The sequence below is a fragment of the Maricaulis sp. genome (assembly GCF_048268525.1).
Lineage (GTDB): Bacteria > Pseudomonadota > Alphaproteobacteria > Caulobacterales > Maricaulaceae > Maricaulis.
Genome location: NZ_JBLWVH010000013.1, coordinates 57,075 through 82,160, shown reverse-complemented (window position 1 = coordinate 82,160; position 25,086 = coordinate 57,075). Strand labels below are relative to the sequence as shown.

The following is a 25,086-nucleotide window of genomic DNA, read 5'->3' as shown; positions in this document are numbered from 1 at the left end:
ACAAAATCGCAAGAAGTACGACCGCAGAGTGTGGATGATCGGGATTGCCTGGGACGGATCGACCGCTCATGTCGCCAGAATTGCGCCAAAAACTGAAAAAGGCCCTCGCCGGCCGAGCCTCTGTGGACATGGGACAATTCCAGTTTCTGAATCTGGAGCGTGTCCGCGCGCGGGCCGGCGCTGACTGGCCGCGCTTGCGCGAGAAGGTCTATGAAACCTCGACCCAGTTCATCGAACGGCGGATCAGTCCCGACGATGTGATGCTGCGGGTTCAGGGCGGATTTCTGATCATTTTCGAAGCGGCTGATGTCGAAGCGTCAGACGAGATGGTCGAAGCCATATCCGGCGAGCTGAATGCTTTCTTCCTCGGCCAGTCCGAGCTCACTGATGTCCGCGCCGAAGGAGAGGCCCGCGATGTCCCGACCCATGAGCTCCTTGATATTGTCGCTCGGTCGCAGCCTCATGACCCTGAACCCGAGTCCTCCAAGCCAGTTGAGCCCAAAGCGGTAGCAAACGGTGAGCAGACGCCGCCTTGGCGCGCTGCGCCCGCGCAGGAACGTGATGATGACGACCGGACGCGTTGGGTCGAGGGGCCAAGGCCCGAACCGCGCGGCCGACCGTCCATGCTTGCAGGCGCCGAAGCCAAGTCGGCGGGTCCGAAACCGAGCTGGGACGACATTGTTTTCAAACCTTGCTGGGACAGTCGGAAGTCGGCGATCAGCCATAGTCACTGTGTGGCCCGCAAGGTGATCGACGGCTTCGCCTATTATGGGCGTGAAACCCTGTCGGGAACCGCCGACCGCGACCAGCACCGTCAACTCGACCGCGCGATCGCCTTGGCAGCCCAGCGTGGGTTCCAGCGTGCCCGCGCGGCGGGCCGTGCCAGCATGATTGTTGTTCCGGTGCATTATGACAGCTTGTCATCGGTGTCGCGCCGGATGGAATATTTCAACGCGCTGCACCCCATCCCGGAGCCGGCGCGAAAATTTTTCCTGTTGCGGGTGGATGGTATCCCGGATGGCGCACCGATGGCGCAGATGCAGGAAGTTTTCCGGTCGATGAAGCATTTCGGTGCCTATGTTCTGGCTCACCATACATTTGGTTCCCAGCGGCTGGACCGTTTCGAAAGCTGCGGCATCGGCGTGCTCAGCGCAGAGACGCCCAAGCGCATGAATGACGGGGGCGTGAGCGAAAAGGATCTCCTGGCGTGCGTCGACTGGGTGACAGCCGGCCGCGCCTTGAGCGCCGATACCTGTCTCACCAAGATCAGCAACCCGGCTCTCGTCGAGGCGGCCATGTCCGCTGGGGTGCGGTATTTCTCGGGTCCTGTGATCGGGCCGGAAACCGACCAGCCGGCCGCCGCTCGGCGCCTTAGCCTGGCCGATATTCTCACCCCCCCGACTGACGATGAGGAAGGCGACCACACATTCGAGATTGACTGACAATTAGACGCTGCGAGTGCGTTGCACCGCAGCAGCCCAGTGCTATAAGGCGAGTCCATTCTGGCCGTTTTGTCGCTTCCTTCCTCCCGCGAGGCCCCTTCATGAATATCCACGAACATCAGGCGAAAGCCGTCCTGAAATCCTTTGGCGCACCGGTCGCTGAAGGTGTCGCCATTTTCTCTGCCGACGAGGCAGCCGCAGCCGCAGACAAGCTGCCCGGACCGCTCTGGGTGGTGAAGTCGCAAATCCACGCTGGTGGACGCGGCAAAGGCAAATTCAAGGAACTTGGTCCTGACGCCAAGGGCGGCGTCCGTCTCGCCTTTTCCAAGGAAGACGTGATTGCCAACGCCAAGGACATGCTGGGCAATACACTGGTCACCCACCAGACCGGCCCTGAGGGCAAGCAGGTCAATCGCCTCTATATCGAGGACGGCGCCGACATCGCTACCGAGCTCTATTGCTCGCTGCTGGTGAACCGTGAAACCGGCCAGGTCGCCTTTGTCGTCTCCACTGAAGGCGGCATGGATATCGAGGAAGTCGCGGCGGAAACGCCGGAGAAGATCCAGACCATTGATATCGACCCGTCGACCGGCGTGACCGATGCCTCTGCCGCCGCTGTGTGCGACGCGCTGAAGCTGGAAGGCCAGGCGCGCGACGACATGATGGCTCTGGCAAAGATCCTCTACACAGCCTTCTGCGAGAAGGACATGTCGATGCTGGAGATCAATCCGCTCATCGTCATGGACAATGGCCATGTCCGTGTTCTGGACGCCAAGGTCTCCTTCGACGGCAATGCACTCTTCCGTCATCCGGACATCATGGAGCTCCGTGACACGACCGAGGAAGACGCGAAGGAAATCGAGGCTTCCAAGTATGACCTCGCCTATGTCGCCCTCGATGGTGATATCGGCTGCATGGTCAATGGCGCCGGTCTCGCCATGGCGACCATGGACATTATCAAGCTCTATGGCGCCGAGCCGGCCAACTTCCTCGATGTCGGTGGTGGCGCCACGACCGAAAAAGTCACGGCGGCGTTCAAGATCATCACCGCTGACCCGAACGTCAAAGGCATCCTCGTCAACATCTTCGGCGGCATCATGCGCTGTGACGTCATCGCCGAAGGCGTGGTTACCGCGGTCAAGGATGTCGGCCTCCAGGTCCCGCTGGTGGTGCGCCTCGAAGGCACCAATGTCGAGAAGGGCAAGTCGATCATCAATGAAAGCGGTCTCAATGTGATCGCCGCTGATGATCTCGACGACGCTGCCCAGAAAATTGTAAAGGCTGTTAAAGGCTGATGTTTGTTGCGGCCCTGCTCGCTGTCACGCTGCAGACTTCCGAAGCTGGCCAAGGTCAGCCACGGTTGGAGTGCAGCCGTGGACCGATTGAGCAGGGCTATGGTGGCAATTCGTGGCTGGTCTACGGATGTAGTGACGACAAATCCATTGTCTTCGTTTCAACCCCTTCCAGCCCTGCAAATCCGTTTTATTTCTTCCTCGCGTTCGTGGACGGCACCTACAGGCTGCGCGGCGAAGGTACTGGGGACGAGCGGGCGACGTCAGCCGCGTATGAGGAGCTTCGAGAACTCACCGCGACTGATATTTCATCGATTCTCTCTGCGATCGGCGAGGTTTCCAACCCGTCTGCTGTCGCAACGCCAAACTAGGAAGGCGAATTCATGTCGATCATCGTAGACAAGAACACCAAGATCATCGTCCAGGGCCTGACCGGCAAGACGGGGACTTTTCACACCGAGCAGGCGCTCGAGTATTACGGCACCCAGATGGTCGCCGGCGTGCACCCGAAAAAGGGTGGCGAGACCTGGTCAGCCGGCATGGACGGCGCAGCCTCCCTGCCGATCTTCGCCTCTGTCGGTGAAGCCAAGGAAGCCACAGGCGCCGACGCCTCCGTGATCTATGTTCCGCCGGCCGGTGCCGGTGCGGCGATCATCGAGGCCATTGATGCCGAGATCCCCTTCATCGTCTGCATCACCGAAGGCATTCCGGTGATGGATATGGTCAAGGTCAAGGATCGTCTCGACAAGTCGAACTCCATGCTGCTGGGTCCGAACTGCCCCGGCATCTTGACCCCGGAAGAGTGCAAGATCGGCATCATGCCGGGTTCCATCTTCAAGAAGGGCTCGGTCGGGGTCGTGTCTCGCTCGGGCACGCTGACCTATGAAGCCGTCTTCCAGACCTCCCAGGTCGGCCTCGGCCAGACCACGGCGGTCGGTATTGGCGGTGACCCGGTCAAGGGTACGGAATTCATCGACGTGCTGGAGAAATTCCTCGCCGATGACGAAACCAAGTCGATCATCATGATCGGTGAAATCGGTGGCTCGGCCGAAGAGGATGCCGCGCAATTCCTGGCCGATGAGGCCAAGAAGGGCCGCTCCAAGCCGACAGTCGGTTTCATCGCTGGTCGCACAGCGCCTCCGGGCCGGACCATGGGCCATGCCGGCGCCATCGTCTCCGGCGGCAAGGGCGGCGCGGAAGACAAGATCGCGGCCATGGAAGCAGCTGGCATCACGGTCTCTCCGAGCCCGGCGCGTCTCGGCACGACCCTGGCGGATGTCCTCAAGGGCTGATTGCCGACACCATCGCGATGTCGACAAGCCGCGCTCCGGGTTTCCGGGGCGCGGTTTTGTTTTGTCACCATCTTGGCAGCAGACCCGTGCGAATCCCTTTCGTGCTGACCGGATTGGGCATAGAGGGTTGGTTAACCCACTCGGTTTAACCCCATCCAGACACACTCCTGACTCAGGCCTCCCCCCAATATGTCTGACCAAAACCGCTCCCAAGAAAACCAGAACTTCCTGGACACCTCGTTCCTCCAGGGCGCCAACGCCGTCTATCTTGAACAGATGGCCGCCGCCTACGCCTCGGATCCGAATTCGGTACCACCCAGCTGGAAAGCCTTCTTTGCTGCCATGGGCGATGCGCCGGGCGACAGCTCGCATGCTGCCCGCGGCCCGGCCTGGAAGCGCGCCGACTGGCCGCGTCAGGCCAATGGCGAAATGGTGTCGGCTCTCGGCGATATCGGTCCGGACGAAGGCGCGATGGTCGACAAGGTGGCCAATCATGTCGCGGCGACCAATCCCGGCGCCAGCGCCGAGGACGTTCGCTCGGCCACCCAAGCGTCGATCCGCGCCATCATGATGATCCGCGCCTACCGGATGCGCGGCCACCTGGCGGCCGATCTCGATCCGCTGGGGCTGACCGATTTCGGCTATCAGGCCGAGCTGGATCCGGCGACCTACGGCTTCACGGGCGCGGCGCTCGACGAGGAAGTCTTCATCGACGGCTATCTCGGTCTTGAGACCGCGACCCCGCGGGTGATGCTCGACATTCTCAAGCGCACCTATTGCGGACCGGTCGGTGTCGAGTTCATGCATATCTCCAATCCCGAGGAGAAATCCTGGTTGCAGGAGCGCTTCGAGGGACCGGACAAGGACATCTCCTTCACCCGTGAAGGCAAGATCGCGATCCTGTCGAAGCTGATCGAATGCGAGCGCTTCGAGCAATTCCTGCACAAACGCTACCCGGGTACCAAGCGGTTCGGCGTGGATGGCGGCGAGAGCATGGTTCCGGCGCTCGAGCAGGTCATCAAGCGTGGCGGCTCGATGGGCGTCGAGGACATCATCATCGGCATGCCGCACCGCGGCCGCCTCAACGTGCTCGCCTCGGTGATGGGCAAGCCCTACCACCAGATCTTCCATGAGTTCCAGGGCGGCAATACCCAGGGCGAGGAAGAGTTCGGTTCCGGTGATGTGAAGTATCACCTGGGGGCCTCGTCGGACCGAGAGTTTGACGGCAACAAGGTTCACCTGTCGCTGACCGCCAATCCGTCCCACCTGGAAGCGGTTGATCCGGTGGTGCTCGGCAAGGCCCGGGCCAAGCAGGAAGAGAACTGCCGCAAGAAAGCGGGCACGCCGCGATCGAGCGTCCTGCCTCTCCTCCTGCACGGTGATGCGGCCTTCGCCGGCCAGGGCATCGTGACCGAGTGTCTCGGCCTGTCAGGCCTGCGCGGCCACCGCACCGGCGGGGCGATCCACTTCATCGTCAACAACCAGATCGGCTTCACCACCGACCCCAAGGACAGCCGTTCCAGCCCGTATTGCTCGGATGTGGCCCTGATGGTCCAGGCACCGATTTTCCACGTCAATGGTGATGATCCGGAAGCGGTGACCCATGCCACCCGCATGGCGACGGAATACCGTCAGCTGTTCGGCAAGGACGTGGTCATCGACATGATCTGCTACCGCCGTTACGGGCACAATGAAGGCGATGACCCGACCTTCACCCAGCCGATCATGTACCGCATCATCAAGGACATGCCGCCGGTCAAAAAGAAGTATCAGGACCGGCTTCTCGCCGAAGGCGTGCTGACCGCCGCCGAGGCCGAGGCGATCGAGAACGAGTTCGACACCTTCCTCGAGAAGGAATTCAACGCCGGCAAGGATTTCGAGCCCAAGAAGGCCGACTGGCTCGACGGGCGCTGGTCCGGTCTGGGTCTGGCCGAGGGCGATGACCGTCGCGGCGAAACATCGGCCACCACAGAGAGCCTGATGACGGTCGGCATGGCGATGACCGAGGTTCCGGACGGGATCAATATCCATCGCACCCTGAAACGCGTCATCGGCAGCCGCCGGGAAGCGATCGAGACTGGCACCGGCATTGACTGGGCGACCGCTGAACATCTGGCCTTCGGCACCCTCCTTACAGAGGGTTTCCCGGTTCGCCTGTCGGGTCAGGATTGCGGCCGCGGTACATTCTCGCAGCGCCACTCGCACATCATCGACCAGGAAAACGCCGAGAAATACACGCCGCTCAACCACCTGACGGCGGATCAGAAGAAGTATGAAGTCATCGACTCCATGCTGTCGGAAGAAGCCGTGCTTGGCTTTGAGTATGGCTACTCGCTGTCGGCGCCGAACACGCTGGTCATGTGGGAGGCCCAGTTTGGTGACTTCACCAATGGCGCCCAGGTGATCATTGACCAGTTTATCTCGTCCGGTGAGCGCAAATGGCTGCGCATGTCCGGTCTGACCATGTTGTTGCCGCACGGCTATGAGGGGCAGGGGCCCGAGCACTCTTCAGCGCGCCCCGAACGCTTCCTGCAGCTGTGCGCCGAAGACAACATGCAGGTGGCGAATTGCTCGACGCCGGCGAACTACTTCCACATCCTGCGTCGCCAGATCCACCGCAACTTCCGGACGCCTCTGGTCATCATGACGCCCAAGAGCCTGCTGCGGCACAAGCGCTGTGTCTCGCAGCTCGCCGCCATGGGGCCGGGTTCGTCCTTCCACCGGGTGCTCTGGGATGATGCCGACGAGGCATCGCGTCCCGAGGGTGAGATCCGGCAGACTTCGGTCAAGCTGAAGGCCGATGACGAGATCCGGCGCGTCGTGCTGTGCACCGGCAAGGTCTATTATGATCTGCTGGAAGAACGCGAAAGTCGGGGCACAGACGATGTCTACCTGATGCGGGTCGAGCAGCTCTACCCCTTCCCCTACAAGGCATTGATCGCCGAGCTGGGGCGGTTCCCGAACGCCGAGATTGTCTGGTGCCAGGAAGAGCCGCGCAATATGGGCTACTGGACCTTTGTCGAGCCGAATATCGAGTTTGTGCTGGGCAAGGTCGGCGGAACGGCCCAGCGGCCGCGCTATGTCGGCCGCGCGCCGACGGCCTCGACGGCGACCGGCATTGCTTCCAAGCACAAGCAGCAACAAGACGCCCTGGTCGACGAAGCCCTGTCGTAAGGGCCGACCAACCTTTTTGAAGGAAAGACGAGAGACATGACCGATATCACCGTGCCGCAGCTCGGCGAGAGCGTCACCGAAGCCACCGTGGGCAGCTGGATGGTCAAGACCGGCGACGCGGTCTCCCGGGATGATGTCCTGGTTGAGCTGGAAACCGACAAGGTCGCCGTTGAGGTCCGCGCCGAAACGGATGGCGTTATGGGCGAGATTTTCGCGGCTGAAGGCGACAATGTTGAAATCGGCGCCAAGTTGGCCGTGATCGAGGCTGCGGGCGCTGGTGCGCCAGCTGCAAGCGAACCGGCTGAGGACAGCCAGGTTGCGGCACCGGCGGCCGCTGCGGAACCGGAAGACAACGAGCCCAAGGCCGCCGGCTCGGGTGGGACCGTCGAAGCCACCGTGCCGCAGATGGGTGAAAGCGTAACCGAGGGAACAATCGGAGCGTGGCTCGTGAAAGCCGGTGACGTGGTGGAGATCGACCAGGCGCTGGTCGAGATCGAAACCGACAAGGTGGCGGTTGAAGTTCCGTCTCCCGTTGCTGGTGTTGTCTCCGAGCTGTTGGTTGCCGAGGGCGACACGGTTGCGCCTGGCGATGCGGTCGCCCGTATTGGCGAGGGTGGTGCTGCCAATGCTGCGCCAGCCGCAGAAAGCCAGTCCGCCACGAACGCGAACGAAACCAAGACCATGCCGTCCGCGGCCCGGGTCATCGAAGAGAACAAGCTGGATGCCGGCGCGATCGACGGGACCGGCAAGGATGGCCGTATCACCAAGGGTGATGCGCTGAAGGCCGCTGCAAGTGCGCCGGCGGCCCCCAAGGCTGTGCCAAAAGCCGCTCCGGCTGCTGCTGCCGCGCCTGCTGCTCCTCGCGAGACGGGGCCTCGCGAAGAACGCGTCCGGATGACCCGCCTGCGCCAGACGATCGCCAAGCGATTGAAGGATGCCCAGAACGCCGCTGCCATCCTGACGACCTACAATGAAGCCGACATGTCGGCGATCATGGCGGCCCGCAAGGCGCATCAGGAGGCCTTCGTCGCCAAGCATGGCGTCAAGCTGGGCTTTATGAGCTTCTTCGTGAAGGCTTGTTGCCACGCCCTAAAGGAAGTGCCTGCGGTCAATGCCGAAATCGACGGCGCCGACATCATCTACAAGAATTACTATGACATGGGTGTCGCGGTTGGTACTGATCGCGGTCTGGTGGTTCCGGTCGTCCGGGACGCTGACCAGATGACCCTCGCCGAAATTGAAAAAGAGATCATCCGTCTCGGCAAGCGGGCCCGTGATGGCAAGCTCTCCATCGACGAGATGCAGGGCGCGACCTTCACCATCTCGAATGGCGGTGTGTATGGCTCGCTGATGTCGATGCCGATCCTCAACGCGCCCCAGTCGGGCATTCTGGGAATGCACAAGATCCAGGAGCGCCCGATGGCCGAGAATGGTCAGGTCGTCATCAAGCCGATGATGTATCTCGCCCTGTCCTACGATCACCGGATCGTCGACGGCAAGGAAGCCGTGACCTACCTCGTGCGGGTGAAGGAGAATCTGGAAGATCCTCAACGCATGATGTTCGACCTGTAGGAGACAGGCCGTGCCGCTGCTCAGACATGTCCTTGTCATGCTGGCGGCCTTGCGGGGCGTGTACGGGATGCGGTCACCAATCGCCGGGTTTCTGCACCAGGCCGGGGTCGAGGGGCAGCTTGGTTACTCGGTCTCGGTGACACGGATGCTCGCTGAAACCGGACTGGTCCTGTCGGCATTGTCCCTGGCACTCCAGATTGGCTATTTTGTTCTTGCTTGGGCGATCTGGCGCGGCGCGCGTTGGTTGGTATGGCTCACGATGGCTGTTTATCTGGTCGATCAGGCGATGTGGATCGGTTTCAGTGTCCGGCCCGAGGATGTGGCCGCCCATCAACAAGCCAGGTTTGATGAGTTTCTTGACCCGGACTTGCTGGACTGGCTCCTGTTTACAGTGGAAACGCTCATCGCGGCTGGAGCGCTTGCGCTTGGCTTGCGCGTAATTCCCGGCAAGGCGTGATCGGCCCATTGGGGGTCGATGCCGTAGTGGCCGGCAGCCAAGTTTTGGAAAAGCGGGCTGTGTCCAACACAAGGGGCTTGGGTTTGACAATGAATTTGGCGTTGTTCTCGGCTAGGTGGGTGCTGGTTGTTGCGATTGGCGCCTGGGCGTTCAACCAGCTGTCGTCCGCATTCGATGTCCTCGCCATCAAACTTGGAGATGCGGTATCTGCCGGTATCAATCCAAGTCTGATCATTGTCGTGGAGACGATGGGACCCTTGCTGGTCTTGCTCACTGTCGCGAATGCAGTTTGTTACGCGGCGAGCACTGTATTGTTGGCGCTTCGATACGCAGCGGTGCTGCCCGTCTACACGGCGGCGGTGGTGTTTGATCTGACCGGATGGGTGGTCTACTCGTCAAATTCAACGTACGACCTTTGGGTGGCTTCAACGCCTGCGCCGGCGGATTGGGTTGTCAATGGACTGCTTCTCGTCGGCTTGATCGTAATGATCATCCTGCGCCAGGCCGGGGCCATCCCGAGGCATCTGTTCCGGAACCGCTGATTGGCTGCGGCAACACGCTTTTACCCCTTACACCATGGCCCTCGCGGGGGCATATAGGATCAACAGGCCGCGATTGCGGTGAGCAGAACGAGGCGAGCATGTCCGACACGTATGATATCGTAATCATTGGCGGCGGGCCCGGTGGATACAACTGCGCCATCCGCGCCGGCCAACTCGGCCTGAAAACGGCTTGTGTCGAAATGCGGGGGACACTGGGCGGGACTTGCCTGAATGTAGGTTGCATCCCTTCGAAAGCCTTGCTGCACGCCTCCGAACTGTTTGAAACAGCCAGCACACAATTCGCCGATCTTGGCATCAAGACAGGGCCTGTCGAACTCGATCTGGACGCCATGCTTGGGCAAAAAGATGAAGCCGTCGACGGTTTGACCAAGGGAATCGAGTTCCTCTTCAAGAAGAACGGCGTCGACTATATACGCGGGCGCGGTCGGATCGCAGGCCCGGGCAATGTCGAGGTTGAGGCGGAGACGGGCAATTCGACGCTCAAGACAAAAAACATTGTCATTGCGACCGGGTCGGAAGTAACGCCGCTTCCTGGTGTCACCATTGATGAAAAGCGGGTTGTGTCGTCCACAGGTGCCCTTGCGCTGGAGAAGGTACCTGGAAAGCTGGTCCTGATTGGTGCCGGCGTGATCGGGCTTGAACTCGGTTCTGTATGGCGTCGCCTTGGCGCCCAAGTGACCGTAGTGGAGTATCTCGACCGGATTCTGCCGGGCATGGACAGCGAGTTGGCGAAGACCGCACAGCGTACATTTGCCAAGCAGGGCATGGACTTCAAATTGGGCACCAAGGTGACCGGCGTCGATTCGTCTGGCGAAAGCCTCGCGGTAGCGCTGGAGCCGGCCTCTGGGGGGGATGCCGAGACGATCGAGGCCGACACCGTTCTGGTCTGTATCGGCCGCCGTCCGTTCACCGAAGGGTTGGGGCTGGAAACTGTCGGTATCGAGACCGATCAGCGCGGCTTCATTGCGCATGATCACTACCGCACTTCGGCGGACAATATATGGGTTGTCGGCGACTGCACGCATGGCCCCATGTTGGCGCACAAGGCCGAAGATGAAGGCGTCGCCTGCGCGGAACGGATTGCCGGCAAGGCGGGGCATGTGAACTACGGCGTGATTCCGGGCGTCGTCTACACTGCACCGGAAATCGCCAGCGTCGGACTGACCGAGGATGAGCTCAAGGCATCGGGACGAAAGTACAAGAAGGGCAAATTCCCCTTCCAGGCCAATTCCCGGGCGCGCACCAACCACGCTACCGACGGCTTTGTGAAAATCCTCGCGGATGCCGAAACCGATGAAATACTTGGCGCCCACATGATCGGTGCCAATGTCGGCGAAATGATCGGAGAGTTGTGTGTGGCGATGGAGTTCCGCGCGGCGTCCGAGGACGTTGCACGAACGTGTCACCCGCACCCGACTTTGACCGAGGCTATTCGTCAGGCCGCGATGGGTGTTGAGGGCTGGACGATGCAATCCTGACCAGATACCCGCGAACCGAATTGGGCGACGTCATCACCGTGTCGCAGATATAGCGGATCAGTTGGACTGGAGCGCGACCCGGGTCTGAGTGCTGGCTACGACGCGAGGCGGTTGTAGTCGGGCCGGATCTGGCGCGCTATTGTACAGCTCGGGCCAGAACAACTCGCTGCGGCTAGTCTGTTTGGTTGAAATCATGGATTCCACGCTTATGCCGAAGCCGATCGAAATCGCTTCGCCGCGTCTGCGGCTTCTCGCGCTCAATGCCGAGCTCGCTTCGCTACAGCTTGATGATAGGGCCGCGTTTTTTCGTGTGCTTGGTGTCGAGCCGGAACCGACATGGCCGCCCGAACTGATGGACCAGCAAGCCATGGAGTGGACCCGAGAACAGCTGTTGGCTCACCCGTCCGACACAGGCTGGTATTCGTGGGTGTACATCTCGCCGGTGATGAATCGCTTGCTCGGTGTGGGGGGATTCAAGGGCGGGCCAGACCGGGATGGGGTGATCGAGATCGGTTATTCCATGCTGATATCTTATCGCGAACAAGGGCTGGCAACCGAGGGTGTGATGGCACTCCTCGACTGGGCCTATTCGCACGCGCGGGTGACATCAGTGGTCGCACATACGCGCGATGACCGCGATGCATCTCACCGTGTGCTTGAGAAGGCCGGCTTTCGTCAGGGTGAAACGCGGCGAAATCACGGTGTTGATGTCATAGCTTGGCACCACCGACCCGACCGCCACGCCGCCTGAATTTTGGCGGCTTCAGGGCTGAATCAGCGTTCGCAACTGATCGAGATAGGCCAGCCACGCCGTCCGGCCTGATGCGGTCAATGCGGCTCGGGTCTGCGGCTTCCGGTCCACAAATCGTTTTTCGATGTCGATATATCCGGCTTCTTCCAGCTTGCGCAGATGCACCGACAGATTGCCATCCGACGCGCTGGTTCGTTGTTTGATTTCTCCAAACGTCGCGTCGCTGGCCGCTGACAGATACGCCATGATTGCCAGGCGGAGCTTGCCATGGATTACGTCATCGAGATTTGTGGCATCAAATGGTGCAGACATTCACCCGGCCTCCGCCGCCGGCTCCCCGCGCAACAATACAATGCCTGGAATGATGGCCAGGACAGCAACCGCTGCCGCAGAAAACAGATACAGGTCCGAGCTTCCTGTCATGCTGAGCCCGACGCCGCTGGCCAGCCAAGCCAGTACGGCGGCGCCCTGCATCCAGCGGGCGCCACCCAACTGGGCGCTGACGTGGAAAGAGAGCCCATAGCCGGCAAATGCGACAAGGGGAATGGTATCGAACAGGATTGGGTGGCCGCGCCCGAGCAGATTGGCAGCAACCGCGCCGATTGCGTAGGCAGCGATCATCCAGGTTACGCCCCGCCAGGCCGCCGCTTCACCGCGGTTGTTGACGGCGCCACGGCCGGGTTTGCCCTGCAGGCTGCGGCCCAGAAGACCTGATCCGATCATGCCAACGACGCCATACACAAGCCAGACGAATCCGACAAACTCGCCCGGCACGCCAATCATCCCGGTCATGATTGACCAATGAGCCAGCAAGGCGGGGGCCGCGAGACCTCCCCACCAAACGAAAAACCGTCCACTCAGCGACGGTGCCTGCTGGCCGCTGGCAGCGACGTCACGGAGAAATTCGAGATCAGTTTGCTCAGTCATGGCGCTTCCTCAAGAACTTTAATAAACAAAGTATCAGCGTTCGAAGAGCCGAACAAGTGGGCAGGTGGACTGAACGGTCCGAAGCGAGCGTGGCGTGTCAGCCCTTGCGGGCGCGTGGATGTGTGCCGTCATAAACGGCCAGGAGGCGAGCGTTTTCGACATCGGCGTAGATCTGGGTCGTCGAGAGGCTGGCGTGGCCAAGCAATTCCTGGATCGCGCGGAGGTCGCCGCCATGAGCGAGCAGGTGGGTGGCGAAAGCATGGCGCAGGGCGTGTGGTGTTGCTGTTTCTGCCAGTCCGAGCCGACCACGTAGATCCTGCATCAAGGATTGGATGCTGCGCGCAGACAAGGCGCCACCGCGAAGGCCCCGGAACAGCGCAAAATCTCTGTCGACCGGAAAGGGGCATGCCTCCACGTAATGCGAAATGGCTTCGGCGACGGCGGGAAGGACGGGGACAACCCGCATCTTGTTCCCCTTGCCGGCAATATGCAGCGTGTCTCCGACGGGAAGGTCGTTTCCAGTCAGGCTGAGCGCTTCCGAAATCCGGAGGCCGCATCCGTACAACAGCAACAGTACTGCTGTGTCGCGGGCAGATACCCAGTCCGGCTGACCGCGCAGGGCGGTCTCGGCGATCAGCATTTTCGCGGCGTTTTCGCTGACCGGTTTGGGGGCTGTCCGCGTCAGCTTGGGGCTCTCGACCAATGACAGCGCCGGGTTGTCGATGCCCCATCGTCTCTTGACGTAGTCAAAGAAAGTCCGGATGGCGGAAAGGGACCTTGCCAGGGATCGTGCCGACAACCCGTCACGCCGCCTCGACGCCATAAAGGCGCGGAAGTCTCGTGATGACAGCTTTCCCAAGGCCCGCAGATCCGGCAACCGACCATGATGTACGGCAAGAAAGTCGCCAAAAGTGTCGAGGTCACGCTGATAGGCGTCCAGTGTGCGAGGCGAGAGGCGCCGCTCACCAGCCAAGTGTTCGAGGAATGTCGCAAGCGCATCGTTCCAGGGGGTGGTCAGCTCTGATGCAGCCATTGGACCACCATCCGTTCAACTGCCCGGGCCAGAAAATTGAGGAGCTCGGTGCCCTGCCCGGATTGGAACAAATGAGCATCGCGTGCCGCCAGCGCCATCAATCCATCATGGCCATTGAAATCAAGGCGCACGATGGCCTGCGAACTGACGCGCGCGCCCTGCTGGCCATATAGTGCGTGAGCATTTGCGGCATCCACTGGTCCAAGCAATTCCACATGGTCGCCAAGGACATCACCGACAAAGCCCTCGGCCGCACCGAGTATCGATTCGGCTGTCTGTAGAGGGGCATGCCCTTCGATCAGTACCCGACACACGTCCACGCCGAGCGCGCCGGTCAGCCGATTGGAGATCTTCTTGTCGAGACCGGACAGCGACTCGGCTTCCAGAAGTGCAAGCACGGCCATGTGGATCTGGGACTGGGTCGCGAGGTTGGCGCGCGCGGTTTCGACAATTGATGCATTCAAGGATTTGAGTTGCCGGATCTCGTTTCGCAGCTTGTCCCGGGCGGCGGTGCCCAAGTCTATGGCACCATCCTTACGGTCGGTCTCGACAATTATCGAGAACAGCTCGGCGTCTTCGCGAACAAAATCCGGATTGCCGGTCAGAAACTCCCGGATCATGTCCGTGTCTGGACTGTCGGCATTGTCGGACATGGCCATTGTCTCCCTCGACTTGAACGCTCACTGTTGGCGCATTCGGTTTACGATATGCAAACCGGGCGAGCCGTCGCCGCGAATAAATGCCTTCGCCCAACGAAAACAAGCGGGCGTTTCGGTATAGTCGTTCCAGATACCAGCCCTGATTCCATCGCCCACTCCGCAGGCCCCGACCTTGACCGCTGACAGCCCGTACCGAGTCTCCATCCTGTTCCCGCTGCCATTGCCGGAAGCCTTCGATTATCTGGTGCCCGCAGACATGTCCCTCCAGCCCGGTGACCATGTGATTGCGCCGCTGGGCAAACGGGCGGCACGCGGAGTTGTCTGGGCGGTCAAGCCAGGCCCGGGCGAGCGGTCCCTGAAGGCGATTGAGCGACCAGCCGGAGGGCCGCCGCTTCCCGACGGAACCCTTCGTTTCGTTGACTGGCTGTCACGTTATCTGGTCCAGCCACCGGGGATCGTCCTGCGATCGGTGTTGCGGTCGAACGAGGCTCTCAAACCCTCTCCGACCGAAACGGTGTATCGACGTGGCAGCGGCGAACCAGACCGTATGACAGATGCGCGCGGACGTGTCCTTGATGCTATCGAGGTACTGCACGAAGCCAGCGCTGCCGATCTTGCCCGCGAAGCCGGTGTGACAGCGTCGGTCGTGAAGGGGCTCGCGAAATCCGGGGCCCTTGCCGAACTGACGCGACCGGTTGATCCGCCCTTCGGCCTCCCCGACCCGGAGCGCGAAGGCCTGACGCTGACGATGATGCAGGCTGAGGCTGCCGGCGTCCTGCGCCGTCTAGTGCGCGCTGGTGGCTTCCAGGCGGCGTTGCTGGACGGGGTCACGGGCTCGGGTAAGACGGAAGTCTATTTCGAGGCCATTGCCGAAGTGCTCCGTCGCGAGCCCGATGCGCAAATCCTGATCATGTTGCCTGAGATCGCCTTGACCGAGGCGGTTCTGTCACGGTTCGAAACCCGTTTCGGGGTCGAGCCGGCACTCTGGCATTCGGGCGCCGGCCCCAAGGCCCGTCGCCGGACCTGGCGCGAGGTCGCCGAGGGACGCGCGAGAATCGTGATCGGAGCCCGGTCGTCACTATTCCTGCCGTTTCCCAAGCTTCGCATGGTTGTGGTGGATGAGGAGCACGACCCGACCTACAAGCAGGATGAGGGCCTGCCCTATCAGGGGCGTGATCTGGCGGTCGTGCGCTCGAAGCTTGAAGGGGCCATGGTGATCCTTGCTTCGGCGACTCCCTCCCTGGAAAGTCTTTCAAACGCGCTGGCGGGCCGTTATGTGCATGTCAGGCTGGCCGCACGCCCTGGTACGGCGGTGCTCCCGGAAGTCGGCACGATCGATCTGCGCGAGCACCCGGCCGAGACCGGCCGTTGGCTGTCGCCGCCGCTGATCGAGGCCGTCCGTGAAACTCTGGAGAGAGGTGAGCAAAGCCTGCTCTATCTGAACCGACGTGGTTATGCGCCCCTGGTCCTGTGCCGGTCGTGTGGACACCGGATGGTGTCGCCGGACACGCAATCCTACCTCGTTGAACACCGCTATACCGGTCGCTTGGTTTGCCATGTCACCGGGTTCTCGATGCCCAAGCCAAAGCGCTGCCCCGCATGCAATGCCGAAGACAGCCTGACTTCGATCGGCCCCGGCGTCGAGCGGGTTGCCGAGGAGGCTAAACTCACCTTTCCGGACGCGAAGGTCGAAATCTATTCGTCGGACAGTCGCTCGGGTGCCGAGATCGTCGCGGCTATGGAGCGCGGAGAAATCGACATTCTTGTTGGCACGCAAATCGCCGCCAAGGGGCACAATTTCCCGGGTCTGACCCTCGTTGGCGTGGTCGATGCCGACCTGGGCCTTGCCGGTGGCGATCCGCGGGCTGGGGAGCGTACCTTCCAGACCCTCGTTCAGGTTGCGGGTCGGGCCGGCCGGGCCGAGCGACCGGGGCGGGCGCTGTTGCAGACCCACCAGCCCGAGCACGACGCCATCCAGGCTTTGGTCGCCGGCGACCGGGACGCTTTCCTGGAGATGGAGGCGATGGTCCGGGAGTCGCTGGGGCTGCCGCCCTTCGGTCGTCTCGCCGCGATCGGTTTCATGTCGATGAACCCGGACGCTCTCGACATGGCGGCCAACGACTATGCCGCGAAGGCCCCGAATTCGGAGGGGGTGGAAATCTGGGGGCCGACCGAACCGCCCCGGGCCATGATTCGCGGCTGGCACCGGCGACGCATCCTCGTCCGTGCCGACAAGGGAATCGACATCTCGGCTTTTCTCAAGGCCTGGAAGGACCGGGTGAAGACACCGCCGTCAGTACGGGTTTCAATCGATGTTGAACCGTATAGCTTCATCTGACAGCTGACCCAGGAACTGCGTCGCCATGCTCGAAATTCTGACTTCACCCGCTGTATGGATGTCGCTCCTGACCTTGACCTTTCTGGAAGTGGTATTGGGTGTCGATAATGTCGTCTTCGTCTCGGTGGCTTCCCAGAAGTTGGCCAAGCACGAGCAGGCGCGTGGTCGGGACATCGGTATCTGGACCGGCGCCGCCATGCGGGTGGTGTTGCTGTTCGCGCTGGTCTGGCTGACCGGTTTGACGCACGCGACCCTCTTCAGCCTGCCGGAATTCCTGCACGGGCTGGCCGATCCGGACCATCCCGAAATGCTGATCGACGTCACCCTGGAGGACCTGATCCTGCTGCTCGGCGGCTTGTTCCTTCTCTGGAAGGGAACCATTGAAATCCACGACACCATCGAGGGGCATCACGATGCCGGCAACAAGGGGAAGGTGTCGGGATTCATTTCGGTGATTGTCCAGATGTCGGTGATCAACCTCGTTTTTTCGCTCGACTCGGTGCTGACCGCGGTCGGCATGACCCGCGATCTTGGTGGTGAGGATGGCGCCGGCATCCGGTTGTTCGTCATGGTCTCCGCTGTCGTGGTGTCGACGATCATCATGGTCCTGTCGGCCAAGAGCGTGGCCGGGTTCCTGGAGCGCTATGTGACAGCCAAGATGCTGGCGCTCAGCTTTATCCTGCTGGTGGGCGTAGCGCTGATCGCTGATGGTCTCGGTTTCCACATCCCGCGAGGCTATCTCTATTTTGCGATTGCCTTCTCGCTGCTGGTCGAGGTGCTCAACATCATGGCGCGCAAGCGCCGGAAGGCGAAAGCTGCCGTGGGATGAGGATGTGGACGGGTAGGCGGTCTGCGTGAAAAGCCTCAATGCGCTGAAACACCCGGTGCCAGTGGCTTGCTGCCTGCTCCCCCCTGTGCTATCGCAGCGCCGAACCTGAGGGGCTTGCAGTGCAACACGGTACGCCTCGTTTCTAATATCGTTGAACATCAAGCGTTTATGTCGTTCGCGACAAACTGATGAGCGCTGATCCAGCTAGAGAGTGACGTCACGGTGAAGACCGGCGAAGACGCCATGACAGCCGAAGCCGCAGGCCGCTATGCGACCGCGTTGTTTGAGCTGGCGAAATCCGAGGGTGCTGCGGAAGCTGTCGAGGCCGATCTCACAGCCCTGCGCGCCATGCTGACTGAATCCGACGAACTCGCTGACGTGCTGGCCTCGCCGCTGCACGCTGTCGAGGTCAAGGTCGGAGTGCTTTCGGCGCTGGCCAAAAAGGCCAAGTTCAATGCCCTGACAGCGAACGCTTTTGGCGTTGCAGCCCGCAACGGCCGAGCCGGTGACCTGGGTGACCTGGCGCGCGTCTACGCGGCACTGGCTGCTGCCGATCGCGGTGTTGTCACTGCCGATGTGCAGACAGCCGCGGCGTTGACCAAGAAACAGACCGAAGCCCTTGCGGCTTCGCTGAAAAGTGCCTTCGGGCGCGAAATCGAGGTCCGTACGGAAGTGCGGCCTGAATTGATGGGCGGACTGATCGTCAAGGTCGGTTCCCGCATGTTCGACTCTTCCCTCCGCGCCAAGCTGGATGGGATGAAGACCGCGATGAAAGAGGCCTAGGTCCATGGACATCCGTGCCGCAGAAATCTCTGCGATCCTCAAGGATCAAATCAAGAATTACGGCGCCGAAGCGAAAGTTTCGGACGTTGGTAGCGTGCTCTCCGTCGGTGACGGTATTGCACGTGTCTATGGCCTCGATGAGGTGAAGGCCGGTGAGCTCGTCGAGTTCCCGGGTGGCATCAAGGGCATGGCCCTGAACCTCGAGCGCGACAATGTCGGCTGCGTGATCTTCGGTGATGACCGGGGCATCAAGGAAGGCGACACCGTCAAGCGTCTTGGCTCGATCGTTGACACCTCTGTCGGTCGGGGCCTGCTGGGCCGCGTCGTCGATGGTCTCGGTGAGCCGATCGACGGCAAGGGTCCGCTCACGGACGTCGCAGAGCGTCGCCGCGTCGACGTGAAGGCGCCGGGCATCATCCCGCGTAAATCCGTGCACGAGCCGATGGCGACGGGCATCAAGGCGATTGACGCCATGATCCCGGTTGGCCGCGGACAGCGCGAGCTGATCATTGGTGACCGCCAGACCGGCAAGACCGCGATCGCGCTCGACACCATCCTCAACCAGAAAGCCATCAACGAAGGCGATGACGAGAGCGCCAAGCTCTACTGCATCTACGTTGCCGTCGGCCAGAAGCGCTCCACCGTCGCCCAGATCGTGAAGACGCTCGAGGAAAATGGCGCGCTGGATTACACCATCATCGTTGCGGCTACCGCTTCGGACCCGGCTCCGATGCAGTTCCTGGCGCCGTTCACCGCCTGTGCCATGGCCGAGTATTTCCGTGATAACGGCATGCACTCGCTGATCGTCTATGATGATCTGTCCAAGCAGGCCGTTGCCTATCGTCAGATGTCGCTGCTTCTGCGTCGCCCGCCGGGCCGTGAAGCCTATCCGGGTGACGTCTTCTACCTTCACTCCCGCCTGCTCGAGCGCGCCGCCAAGCTGAATGAAGCGAACGGTTCGGGTTCCATGACGGCTCTGCCGATCATCGAAACCCAGGCGAACGACGTGTCGGCCTACATTCCGACCAACGTGATCTCGATCACCGATGGTCAGATCTTCCTGGAAACCGACCTCTTCTACCAGGGCATCCGCCCGGCCGTGAACGTGGGTCTGTCGGTGTCGCGCGTTGGCTCGGCTGCCCAGACCAAGGCCATGAAGCAGGTTGCCGGCAAGATGAAGGGCGAACTGGCCCAGTACCGCGAGATGGCGGCTTTCGCCCAGTTCGGTTCGGACCTCGACGCCGCCACCCAGAAGCTTCTGAACCGGGGTCAGCGCCTGACCGAGCTCCTCAAGCAGCCGCAATTCTCGCCGCTGTCGATGGAAGAGCAGGTCTGCGTGATTTACGCCGGTACCCGTGGCTATCTCGACAAGCTGCCGACCGCCGATGTGCAGCGCTATGAAGCGGACCTTCTTCGTCACCTGCATGGCGAGCACGCCGCGCTGCTGACGTCGATCCGCACCGAGAAGAAGCTGACCGACGACAGCGAAGGCAAGCTGAAGGCGGCACTCGACAAGTTCACCGAACATTTCGCGTGAGCCTGATCGAGATCAACCGCTGAGGAGAGCCTGATGGCGAGCCTTAAGGACCTTAAAAACCGGATCGAAAGCGTCAAGTCGACGCAGAAGATCACGAAGGCGATGCAGATGGTCGCCGCAGCGAAACTGCGCCGTGCGCAGGAAGCTGCGGAAGCCGCGCGCCCCTATGCCCAGCGCATGGCGGCCGTGATGGCCAACCTGTCCACCGCCATGTCGGGAACTCCGGGGGCGTCGCCGCTTCTGGTCGGGACCGGCAAGTCGGACGCCTACCTGCTGGTCGTCATGACTGCAGACCGCGGCCTGTGCGGTGGCTTCAACACGAATATCGTGAAGAAGGCCCGCGAGCGCATCAATGCGCTGAAAGCCGAGGGCAAGGACGTCAAGATCATCTGCGTGGGCAAGAAGGGCGCTGACCAGCTCAAGCGTACCTTTGCCTCGCTGATCGTCGACAAGATGGACCTGTCTGCCGAGAAGACGATTTCCGGCGCCACTTCGGCGCGGATCGGCGACAAGATCCGCCACATGTTCGAGAATGGCGAGTTCGACGTTTGTGAACTCGTTTCGGCTGAATTCGTCTCGGTCATCTCCCAGAAGCCGCGTGCCAAAGTCCTCATCCCGGCGATCGACGCCATCGATGAAGGTGTTGAGCGCCCGGACCTTGGCGGTGCCGTCTACGAAGCCGAACCGGACGAGGAGACAATCCTCAACGTGCTGCTGCCGCGTTACGCCGACACAGTCATCCTGTCTGCCCTGCTGGAGAACGTCGCCGGCGAAATGGGTGCCAAGATGGCTGCCATGGACAACGCCACGCGCAATGCCGGCGAACTGATCGACAAACTCAACCTTGTTTATAACCGCACCCGTCAGGCGCAGATCACCACGGAGTTGACTGAAATCATCTCCGGCGCCGAGGCCCTCTAGGCAGAGGAACACACGCTATGACCACTTCCCAAGGACGCGTCGTCCAGATTACCGGCGCTGTTGTTGACGTTGAATTTGACGGCACCCTGCCGGACATTCTCAACGCCCTGGAAACCACCAATGATGGCAAGTCCCTGACGCTTGAGGTTGCCCAGCACCTCGGCGAGAACACGGTCCGCACCATCGCCATGGATGCCACCGAGGGCCTGCAACGCGGTACCGTTGTCACCGACACCGGCACCCCGATCATGGTTCCGGTTGGCCCGGGTACGCTTGGCCGCATCATGAGCGTCACCGGTCAGCCGATCGATGAAGCTGGTGATGTCCCGCACACGATGAAGGCTCCGATTCACCGTCCGGCCCCGTCCTTTGCGGAGCAGGCCACGGAAGCGGAAATCCTGCCGACCGGCATCAAGGTCGTCGACCTGCTTTGCCCCTACGCCAAGGGCGGCAAGATCGGCCTGTTCGGCGGCGCCGGTGTTGGCAAGACGGTTCTGATCCAGGAACTGATCAACAACATCGCCAAGCTGTTCGGTGGTTACTCGGTCTTCGCCGGTGTTGGTGAGCGGACCCGTGAAGGTAACGACCTGTACTGGGAAATGATCGAATCCGGCGTGAACAAGGACCCCAAGGAGCATGATGGCTCCACGGAAGGTTCGCGTTGCGCTCTCGTCTTCGGCCAGATGAACGAGCCTCCGGGCGCGCGTGCCCGAGTGGCCCTGTCCGGTCTCGCCCAAGCGGAATATTTCCGTGATGAAGAAGGCAAGGACGTTCTGTTCTTCGTCGACAACATCTTCCGCTTCACCCAGGCCGGCTCCGAAGTGTCCGCCCTTCTGGGTCGCATCCCGTCCGCCGTGGGCTATCAGCCGACACTCGCGACCGACATGGGTGCCCTGCAAGAGCGCATTACCTCGACCAACAAGGGCTCGATCACCTCGGTCCAGGCCGTTTACGTCCCGGCTGATGACCTGACCGACCCGGCTCCGGCCACGACCTTCGCCCACCTCGACGCGACCACGGTTCTGAACCGTGCGATCTCGGAAAAGGGTATCTACCCGGCTGTTGACCCGCTCGACTCCACTTCACGGATCCTCGAGCCGCGCATCGTCGGTGAAGAGCACTATCTGACCGCCCGTCGCGTCCAGGAAATCCTCCAGCGCTACAAGGCCCTGCAGGACATCATCGCGATCCTGGGCATGGACGAGCTGTCGGAAGAAGACAAGCTGACCGTGGCCCGCGCCCGTAAGGTCGAGCGCTTCCTGTCGCAGCCGTTCGACGTTGCCGAAATCTTCACCGGTTTCCCGGGCATCCAGGTGCCTGTCGCCGATACCGTGAAGGGCTTCAAGGCCATCTGCGACGGTGAATACGACCACCTGCCGGAAGCCGCCTTCTACATGGTTGGCACCATCGACGACGCTGTGAAGAAGGCCGAGAAGCTGGCTGCCGAAGCCGCCTAAGGCTCTCTTGATGATCTGACTGAAAAGGCCAGCTCCTAGCGGAGCTGGCCTTTTCTTTTTGGGGCGGGAGAGGCAATTTGCAATTGCTCCTGATGGAGCAACCGGATGAAAGGGTTGCGGACATGCTTGTCTCGTTATTGGCAGGACTACTGGCAGGAAATTCTTCACCTCCACCTCCACCGCAAGGCCCCCCGGAAGAGGCACAAATCGTTCATGACGGTTATGATGGACCGGACCTGTGGCGTGCTTGGACAGCATGGGTGCGGGCCAGCGCGGTAGCGGAACTCGATGCTGCTTTTGCCGCCGCAACCGCACGGGACGGGTGGCGCCATGATATGGATGGACCTGTCACGACGACAACGACAGGCTACTGGACTGAAGGTTTCGAGGCGGGTTTCGTGCGGCTCTGCGAGTCGTCCACCGGGACCTGTGAGTGGGTCTACCGGAGTGGCCGATTGACAGCCCGTGCGGAAGATTTCCATGAATTGGCGGCAGCGAGTTTCGACGGTCCGGCCATTGCCACAAGTCTTCGCGCTCGTGGGATCCTGCCAGCCGACCTGTCCGACGCCTCCGCAGTCGGCTTTCCCGGATTGGTTCACCTGCAAACATTGCTCGAGCCGACACGCCTGGTCCAGGTCGCCTGGGAGAGCGATTGTCCAGCAGTCGGGAGCTGGCAAATTCGTCTGGCTACCCAGGACCCACTGGCGCTGGCCCCCGTTTCAGGAGCGGCGCCGCCCCGCCAATTGCCGCCCTATCCAATTCATATCCGCCAGATTGTCGAAATCCCTGTCGAGGCGTATGGAGGGGCAGAAGTGACGGTCCGTATTGATGGCGTCCGCAACCGGGCAGTCGCCGACCTCTGGCAGATTATCACCGACGGTATTCGCGACTGTCACTGACCGGCTGCAACGCCCCGTCGCGGGCTGAATGAAGGGGGTCCACAAGCTTTGGATAACCTGCTAGACGGACGCGGAATATCGAAGGGTAGTCTCATGGCTGACAAACTCCAATTTGATCTCGTCTCCCCGGAGCGTCGTCTGTTCGCCGGTCAAGTCGATCAGGTTGTCGTTCCCGGTGAAGAAGGCGATTTCGGTGTGTTGCCGAACCACGCACCTTTCATGTCGGTGATCCGTCCTGGCGCGATTACGGTCATCGATGCCGGTTCGGAAACCCGCACCTTCATCCATGGTGGTTTTGCCGAAGTGACGGCAGCCGGCCTGACCATCCTTGCTGAAGAGGCCGTCGCCGTCGCTGATATCAATGCCGATGAATTGGCGCAAAACCTGTCAGATGCTCGCGAGGACGTGACCGCTGCGAAGGATGACGAAGAGCGAGATCTCGCCGCGGCCCGGGTGGCCAAGTTTGAAGCGATGCTGTCGGTCGTGTCTCACTAGGCACATGTTTTCGATAACATGATGAATGAGACCGCCCGTCAGGGGCGGTCTTTTTTGTTGGCCTTGCGCCATGCCGATGGCGACATTCCTGTGATGCCCTTGAACGCCCGATTGAAGTTGGAGCGGGTCTGGAAACCACAATCCAGACAAAGCTCCACGAGTGGCCGATCCGGGGACAGCACCATCAGGCGTTTTGCTTCGGCCGCGCGATAGGTGTTGATCCAGTTGCTGACCGATTGACCGGCCTGGGAGTTGACGCACTCGGACACTTGTCGCTGTGACCAGCTGATCTGGCGGCCAATTCGCGCTACGGTCAGATCAGGGTCGCGCCAGGCTTCGCGAACACGCATGTGCCTGTCGAGATCGTCGAGGCTGCCGGAGGGCGCTCGTTTCAGTCGCGCCATCATCCACGACACGGGCCCGACCTGATGAAGGCTCGAAACGAGGAAGTAGGAAAGAAAGCCAACCAGACCGGCCAGCGCAATCGCCAGACCAAGCGATTCCGACGCCGGCTTGTTTCCGAGCAACTCCAGGGCAACGATCAGATCGGCCAAGGCCATGGTCGCGAGCCAGGCACCAACGATCCGGATCCAGCGTCGGGTCGACGGTGCCTGTTCCGGGTCGACTTGCCGAGTGCAAGCGACGGCATAGGCCAGGCTGCCAACGAGTAATGCAAGGTCAATTGCGGTGCCGGTCGGGGTCCCGGTGACAATCCCTAAAAGGACAATGCCGCCAACTAGCCCCGGCCCTGCGAGATGCCAGACCGCCCGGACCGGTTCGTCTTTGCTGAGCGTCCGAACGTGCAGGAACAGGAGGGGTGGAAAGCCCATTGCCAGAACCGGGCGCGCCAGCCCAATGGCCGGCCCCCCGTCGGGCACGACAAGCCCGGTAAGTGAAATGAGCACCGCGAGCAGGCCCATGGCGCCCGAAAGCCATCGGTATGATCGCCGCCGGGGACCATCAAGCGTGGCAAGATATAGCGCCATGATGACAGAAAGCATGGCGGAAACTGGCACGAGCCAAGGCATGTGATCATTTAGACGATGAAGGTCAGGGTGTCCAAGATCGCGATTCAGGAAGCCTGAAATCAGGAAATAGAGCCTTTTGGGAGCACGCCATTCCAGGAGATCTTCGTGCGCCCAATTTTTTCCATCCCAGGCCTCAATCGCGCTCGCCATAGCCATTTC

23 protein-coding genes are annotated in these 25,086 nt (G+C 61.3%); 18 read left to right on the top strand and 5 right to left on the bottom strand.

Translation table 11 applies throughout. From position 1 onward, the window contains the following. Positions 1 to 68 precede the first annotated feature (68 nt). The 10 genes from ACN0X9_RS08540 (at position 69) to ACN0X9_RS08495 (ending at position 12,021) form a co-directional block, all read left to right on the top strand. Positions 69 to 1,442: a hypothetical protein gene (locus ACN0X9_RS08540; RefSeq protein WP_417487190.1), complete on the top strand. Its 1,374-nt coding sequence runs from the start codon at positions 69 to 71 to the stop codon at positions 1,440 to 1,442. Between the two features lie 101 nt (positions 1,443 to 1,543). Next, positions 1,544 to 2,737, top strand: a complete 1,194-nt coding sequence (gene sucC / locus ACN0X9_RS08535; protein ID WP_417487189.1) for an ADP-forming succinate--CoA ligase subunit beta — start codon at positions 1,544 to 1,546, stop codon at positions 2,735 to 2,737. Then, complete coding sequence (locus tag ACN0X9_RS08530; protein ID WP_417487188.1) at positions 2,737 to 3,105, top strand: hypothetical protein; 369 nt, start codon at positions 2,737 to 2,739, stop codon at positions 3,103 to 3,105. The genes sucC and ACN0X9_RS08530 overlap by 1 nt, the downstream gene beginning before the upstream one ends. Positions 3,106 to 3,117: 12 nt before the next feature. Next, positions 3,118 to 4,026 carry a succinate--CoA ligase subunit alpha gene (gene sucD, locus ACN0X9_RS08525; protein WP_417487187.1) on the top strand — a complete coding sequence of 303 codons (909 nt, stop codon included), beginning with the start codon at positions 3,118 to 3,120 and terminating at the stop codon, positions 4,024 to 4,026. Between the two features lie 189 nt (positions 4,027 to 4,215). Then, positions 4,216 to 7,200 (top strand): 2-oxoglutarate dehydrogenase E1 component, encoded by a 2,985-nt coding sequence (locus ACN0X9_RS08520; RefSeq protein ID WP_417487186.1) that lies wholly within the window; start codon positions 4,216 to 4,218, stop codon positions 7,198 to 7,200. Positions 7,201 to 7,236: 36 nt separating this feature from the next. Next, a complete protein-coding gene (gene odhB / locus ACN0X9_RS08515; protein WP_417487185.1) occupies positions 7,237 to 8,772 on the top strand; it encodes a 2-oxoglutarate dehydrogenase complex dihydrolipoyllysine-residue succinyltransferase in 1,536 nt (511 codons plus the stop codon). Positions 8,773 to 8,782: 10 nt separating this feature from the next. Then, positions 8,783 to 9,229 carry a hypothetical protein gene (locus ACN0X9_RS08510; protein ID WP_417487184.1) on the top strand — a complete coding sequence of 149 codons (447 nt, stop codon included), beginning with the start codon at positions 8,783 to 8,785 and terminating at the stop codon, positions 9,227 to 9,229. A gap of 89 nt (positions 9,230 to 9,318) precedes the next feature. Then, positions 9,319 to 9,771 (top strand): hypothetical protein, encoded by a 453-nt coding sequence (locus ACN0X9_RS08505; protein WP_417487183.1) that lies wholly within the window; start codon positions 9,319 to 9,321, stop codon positions 9,769 to 9,771. A 98-nt stretch (positions 9,772 to 9,869) separates the two neighbouring features. Further along, a complete protein-coding gene (gene lpdA, locus ACN0X9_RS08500) occupies positions 9,870 to 11,270 on the top strand; it encodes a dihydrolipoyl dehydrogenase (RefSeq protein ID WP_417487182.1) in 1,401 nt (466 codons plus the stop codon). Between the two features lie 208 nt (positions 11,271 to 11,478). Next, positions 11,479 to 12,021 carry a GNAT family N-acetyltransferase gene (locus ACN0X9_RS08495; RefSeq protein ID WP_417487181.1) on the top strand — a complete coding sequence of 181 codons (543 nt, stop codon included), beginning with the start codon at positions 11,479 to 11,481 and terminating at the stop codon, positions 12,019 to 12,021. 12 nt (positions 12,022 to 12,033) lie between these two features. Here the strand turns inward: ACN0X9_RS08495 and ACN0X9_RS08490 are convergent, their stop codons facing one another. The 4 genes from ACN0X9_RS08490 to ACN0X9_RS08475 all read right to left on the bottom strand — a co-directional run bounded on the left by ACN0X9_RS08490 (position 12,034) and on the right by ACN0X9_RS08475 (position 14,634). Further along, entirely contained in the window at positions 12,034 to 12,333 is a 300-nt protein-coding gene (locus ACN0X9_RS08490; protein WP_417487180.1) for a winged helix-turn-helix domain-containing protein, read from the bottom strand. After that, on the bottom strand, positions 12,334 to 12,948 hold the full coding sequence (locus ACN0X9_RS08485; RefSeq protein ID WP_417487179.1) for a hypothetical protein: 615 nt from the start codon (positions 12,946 to 12,948) through the stop codon (positions 12,334 to 12,336). A 97-nt stretch (positions 12,949 to 13,045) separates the two neighbouring features. After that, a complete protein-coding gene (locus ACN0X9_RS08480; RefSeq protein ID WP_417487178.1) occupies positions 13,046 to 13,981 on the bottom strand; it encodes a tyrosine recombinase XerC in 936 nt (311 codons plus the stop codon). Further along, positions 13,963 to 14,634, bottom strand: coding sequence for a DUF484 family protein (locus ACN0X9_RS08475; protein ID WP_417487177.1), 672 nt, complete (start codon positions 14,632 to 14,634; stop codon positions 13,963 to 13,965). The genes ACN0X9_RS08480 and ACN0X9_RS08475 overlap by 19 nt, the downstream gene beginning before the upstream one ends. A 178-nt stretch (positions 14,635 to 14,812) precedes the next feature. Between ACN0X9_RS08475 and ACN0X9_RS08470 the strand changes: the two genes are divergently transcribed. The 8 genes from ACN0X9_RS08470 to ACN0X9_RS08435 all read left to right on the top strand — a co-directional run bounded on the left by ACN0X9_RS08470 (position 14,813) and on the right by ACN0X9_RS08435 (position 23,899). Beyond that, positions 14,813 to 16,978, top strand: coding sequence for a primosomal protein N' (locus tag ACN0X9_RS08470; protein ID WP_417487176.1), 2,166 nt, complete (start codon positions 14,813 to 14,815; stop codon positions 16,976 to 16,978). Between the two features lie 25 nt (positions 16,979 to 17,003). Continuing rightward, positions 17,004 to 17,807: a TerC family protein gene (locus tag ACN0X9_RS08465; protein ID WP_417487175.1), complete on the top strand. Its 804-nt coding sequence runs from the start codon at positions 17,004 to 17,006 to the stop codon at positions 17,805 to 17,807. 243 nt (positions 17,808 to 18,050) lie between these two features. Beyond that, positions 18,051 to 18,590 (top strand): F0F1 ATP synthase subunit delta, encoded by a 540-nt coding sequence (locus ACN0X9_RS08460; protein ID WP_417487174.1) that lies wholly within the window; start codon positions 18,051 to 18,053, stop codon positions 18,588 to 18,590. A 4-nt stretch (positions 18,591 to 18,594) separates the two neighbouring features. Then, the gene (gene atpA, locus ACN0X9_RS08455) at positions 18,595 to 20,127 is read left to right on the top strand and encodes a F0F1 ATP synthase subunit alpha (protein ID WP_417487173.1); all 1,533 of its coding nucleotides are present in this window, start codon (positions 18,595 to 18,597) and stop codon (positions 20,125 to 20,127) included. A gap of 33 nt (positions 20,128 to 20,160) precedes the next feature. Further along, a complete protein-coding gene (locus tag ACN0X9_RS08450; RefSeq protein WP_323760949.1) occupies positions 20,161 to 21,048 on the top strand; it encodes a F0F1 ATP synthase subunit gamma in 888 nt (295 codons plus the stop codon). Positions 21,049 to 21,065: 17 nt separating this feature from the next. Further along, a complete protein-coding gene (gene atpD, locus ACN0X9_RS08445) occupies positions 21,066 to 22,505 on the top strand; it encodes a F0F1 ATP synthase subunit beta (RefSeq protein ID WP_417487172.1) in 1,440 nt (479 codons plus the stop codon). A gap of 335 nt (positions 22,506 to 22,840) precedes the next feature. Beyond that, positions 22,841 to 23,404, top strand: coding sequence for a hypothetical protein (locus ACN0X9_RS08440; RefSeq protein WP_417487171.1), 564 nt, complete (start codon positions 22,841 to 22,843; stop codon positions 23,402 to 23,404). A 93-nt stretch (positions 23,405 to 23,497) separates the two neighbouring features. Further along, positions 23,498 to 23,899 (top strand): F0F1 ATP synthase subunit epsilon, encoded by a 402-nt coding sequence (locus ACN0X9_RS08435; protein ID WP_417487170.1) that lies wholly within the window; start codon positions 23,498 to 23,500, stop codon positions 23,897 to 23,899. Positions 23,900 to 23,937: 38 nt separating this feature from the next. Here the strand turns inward: ACN0X9_RS08435 and ACN0X9_RS08430 are convergent, their stop codons facing one another. After that, positions 23,938 to 25,077, bottom strand: coding sequence for a helix-turn-helix domain-containing protein (locus ACN0X9_RS08430; RefSeq protein WP_417487169.1), 1,140 nt, complete (start codon positions 25,075 to 25,077; stop codon positions 23,938 to 23,940). Positions 25,078 to 25,086 lie beyond the last annotated feature (9 nt).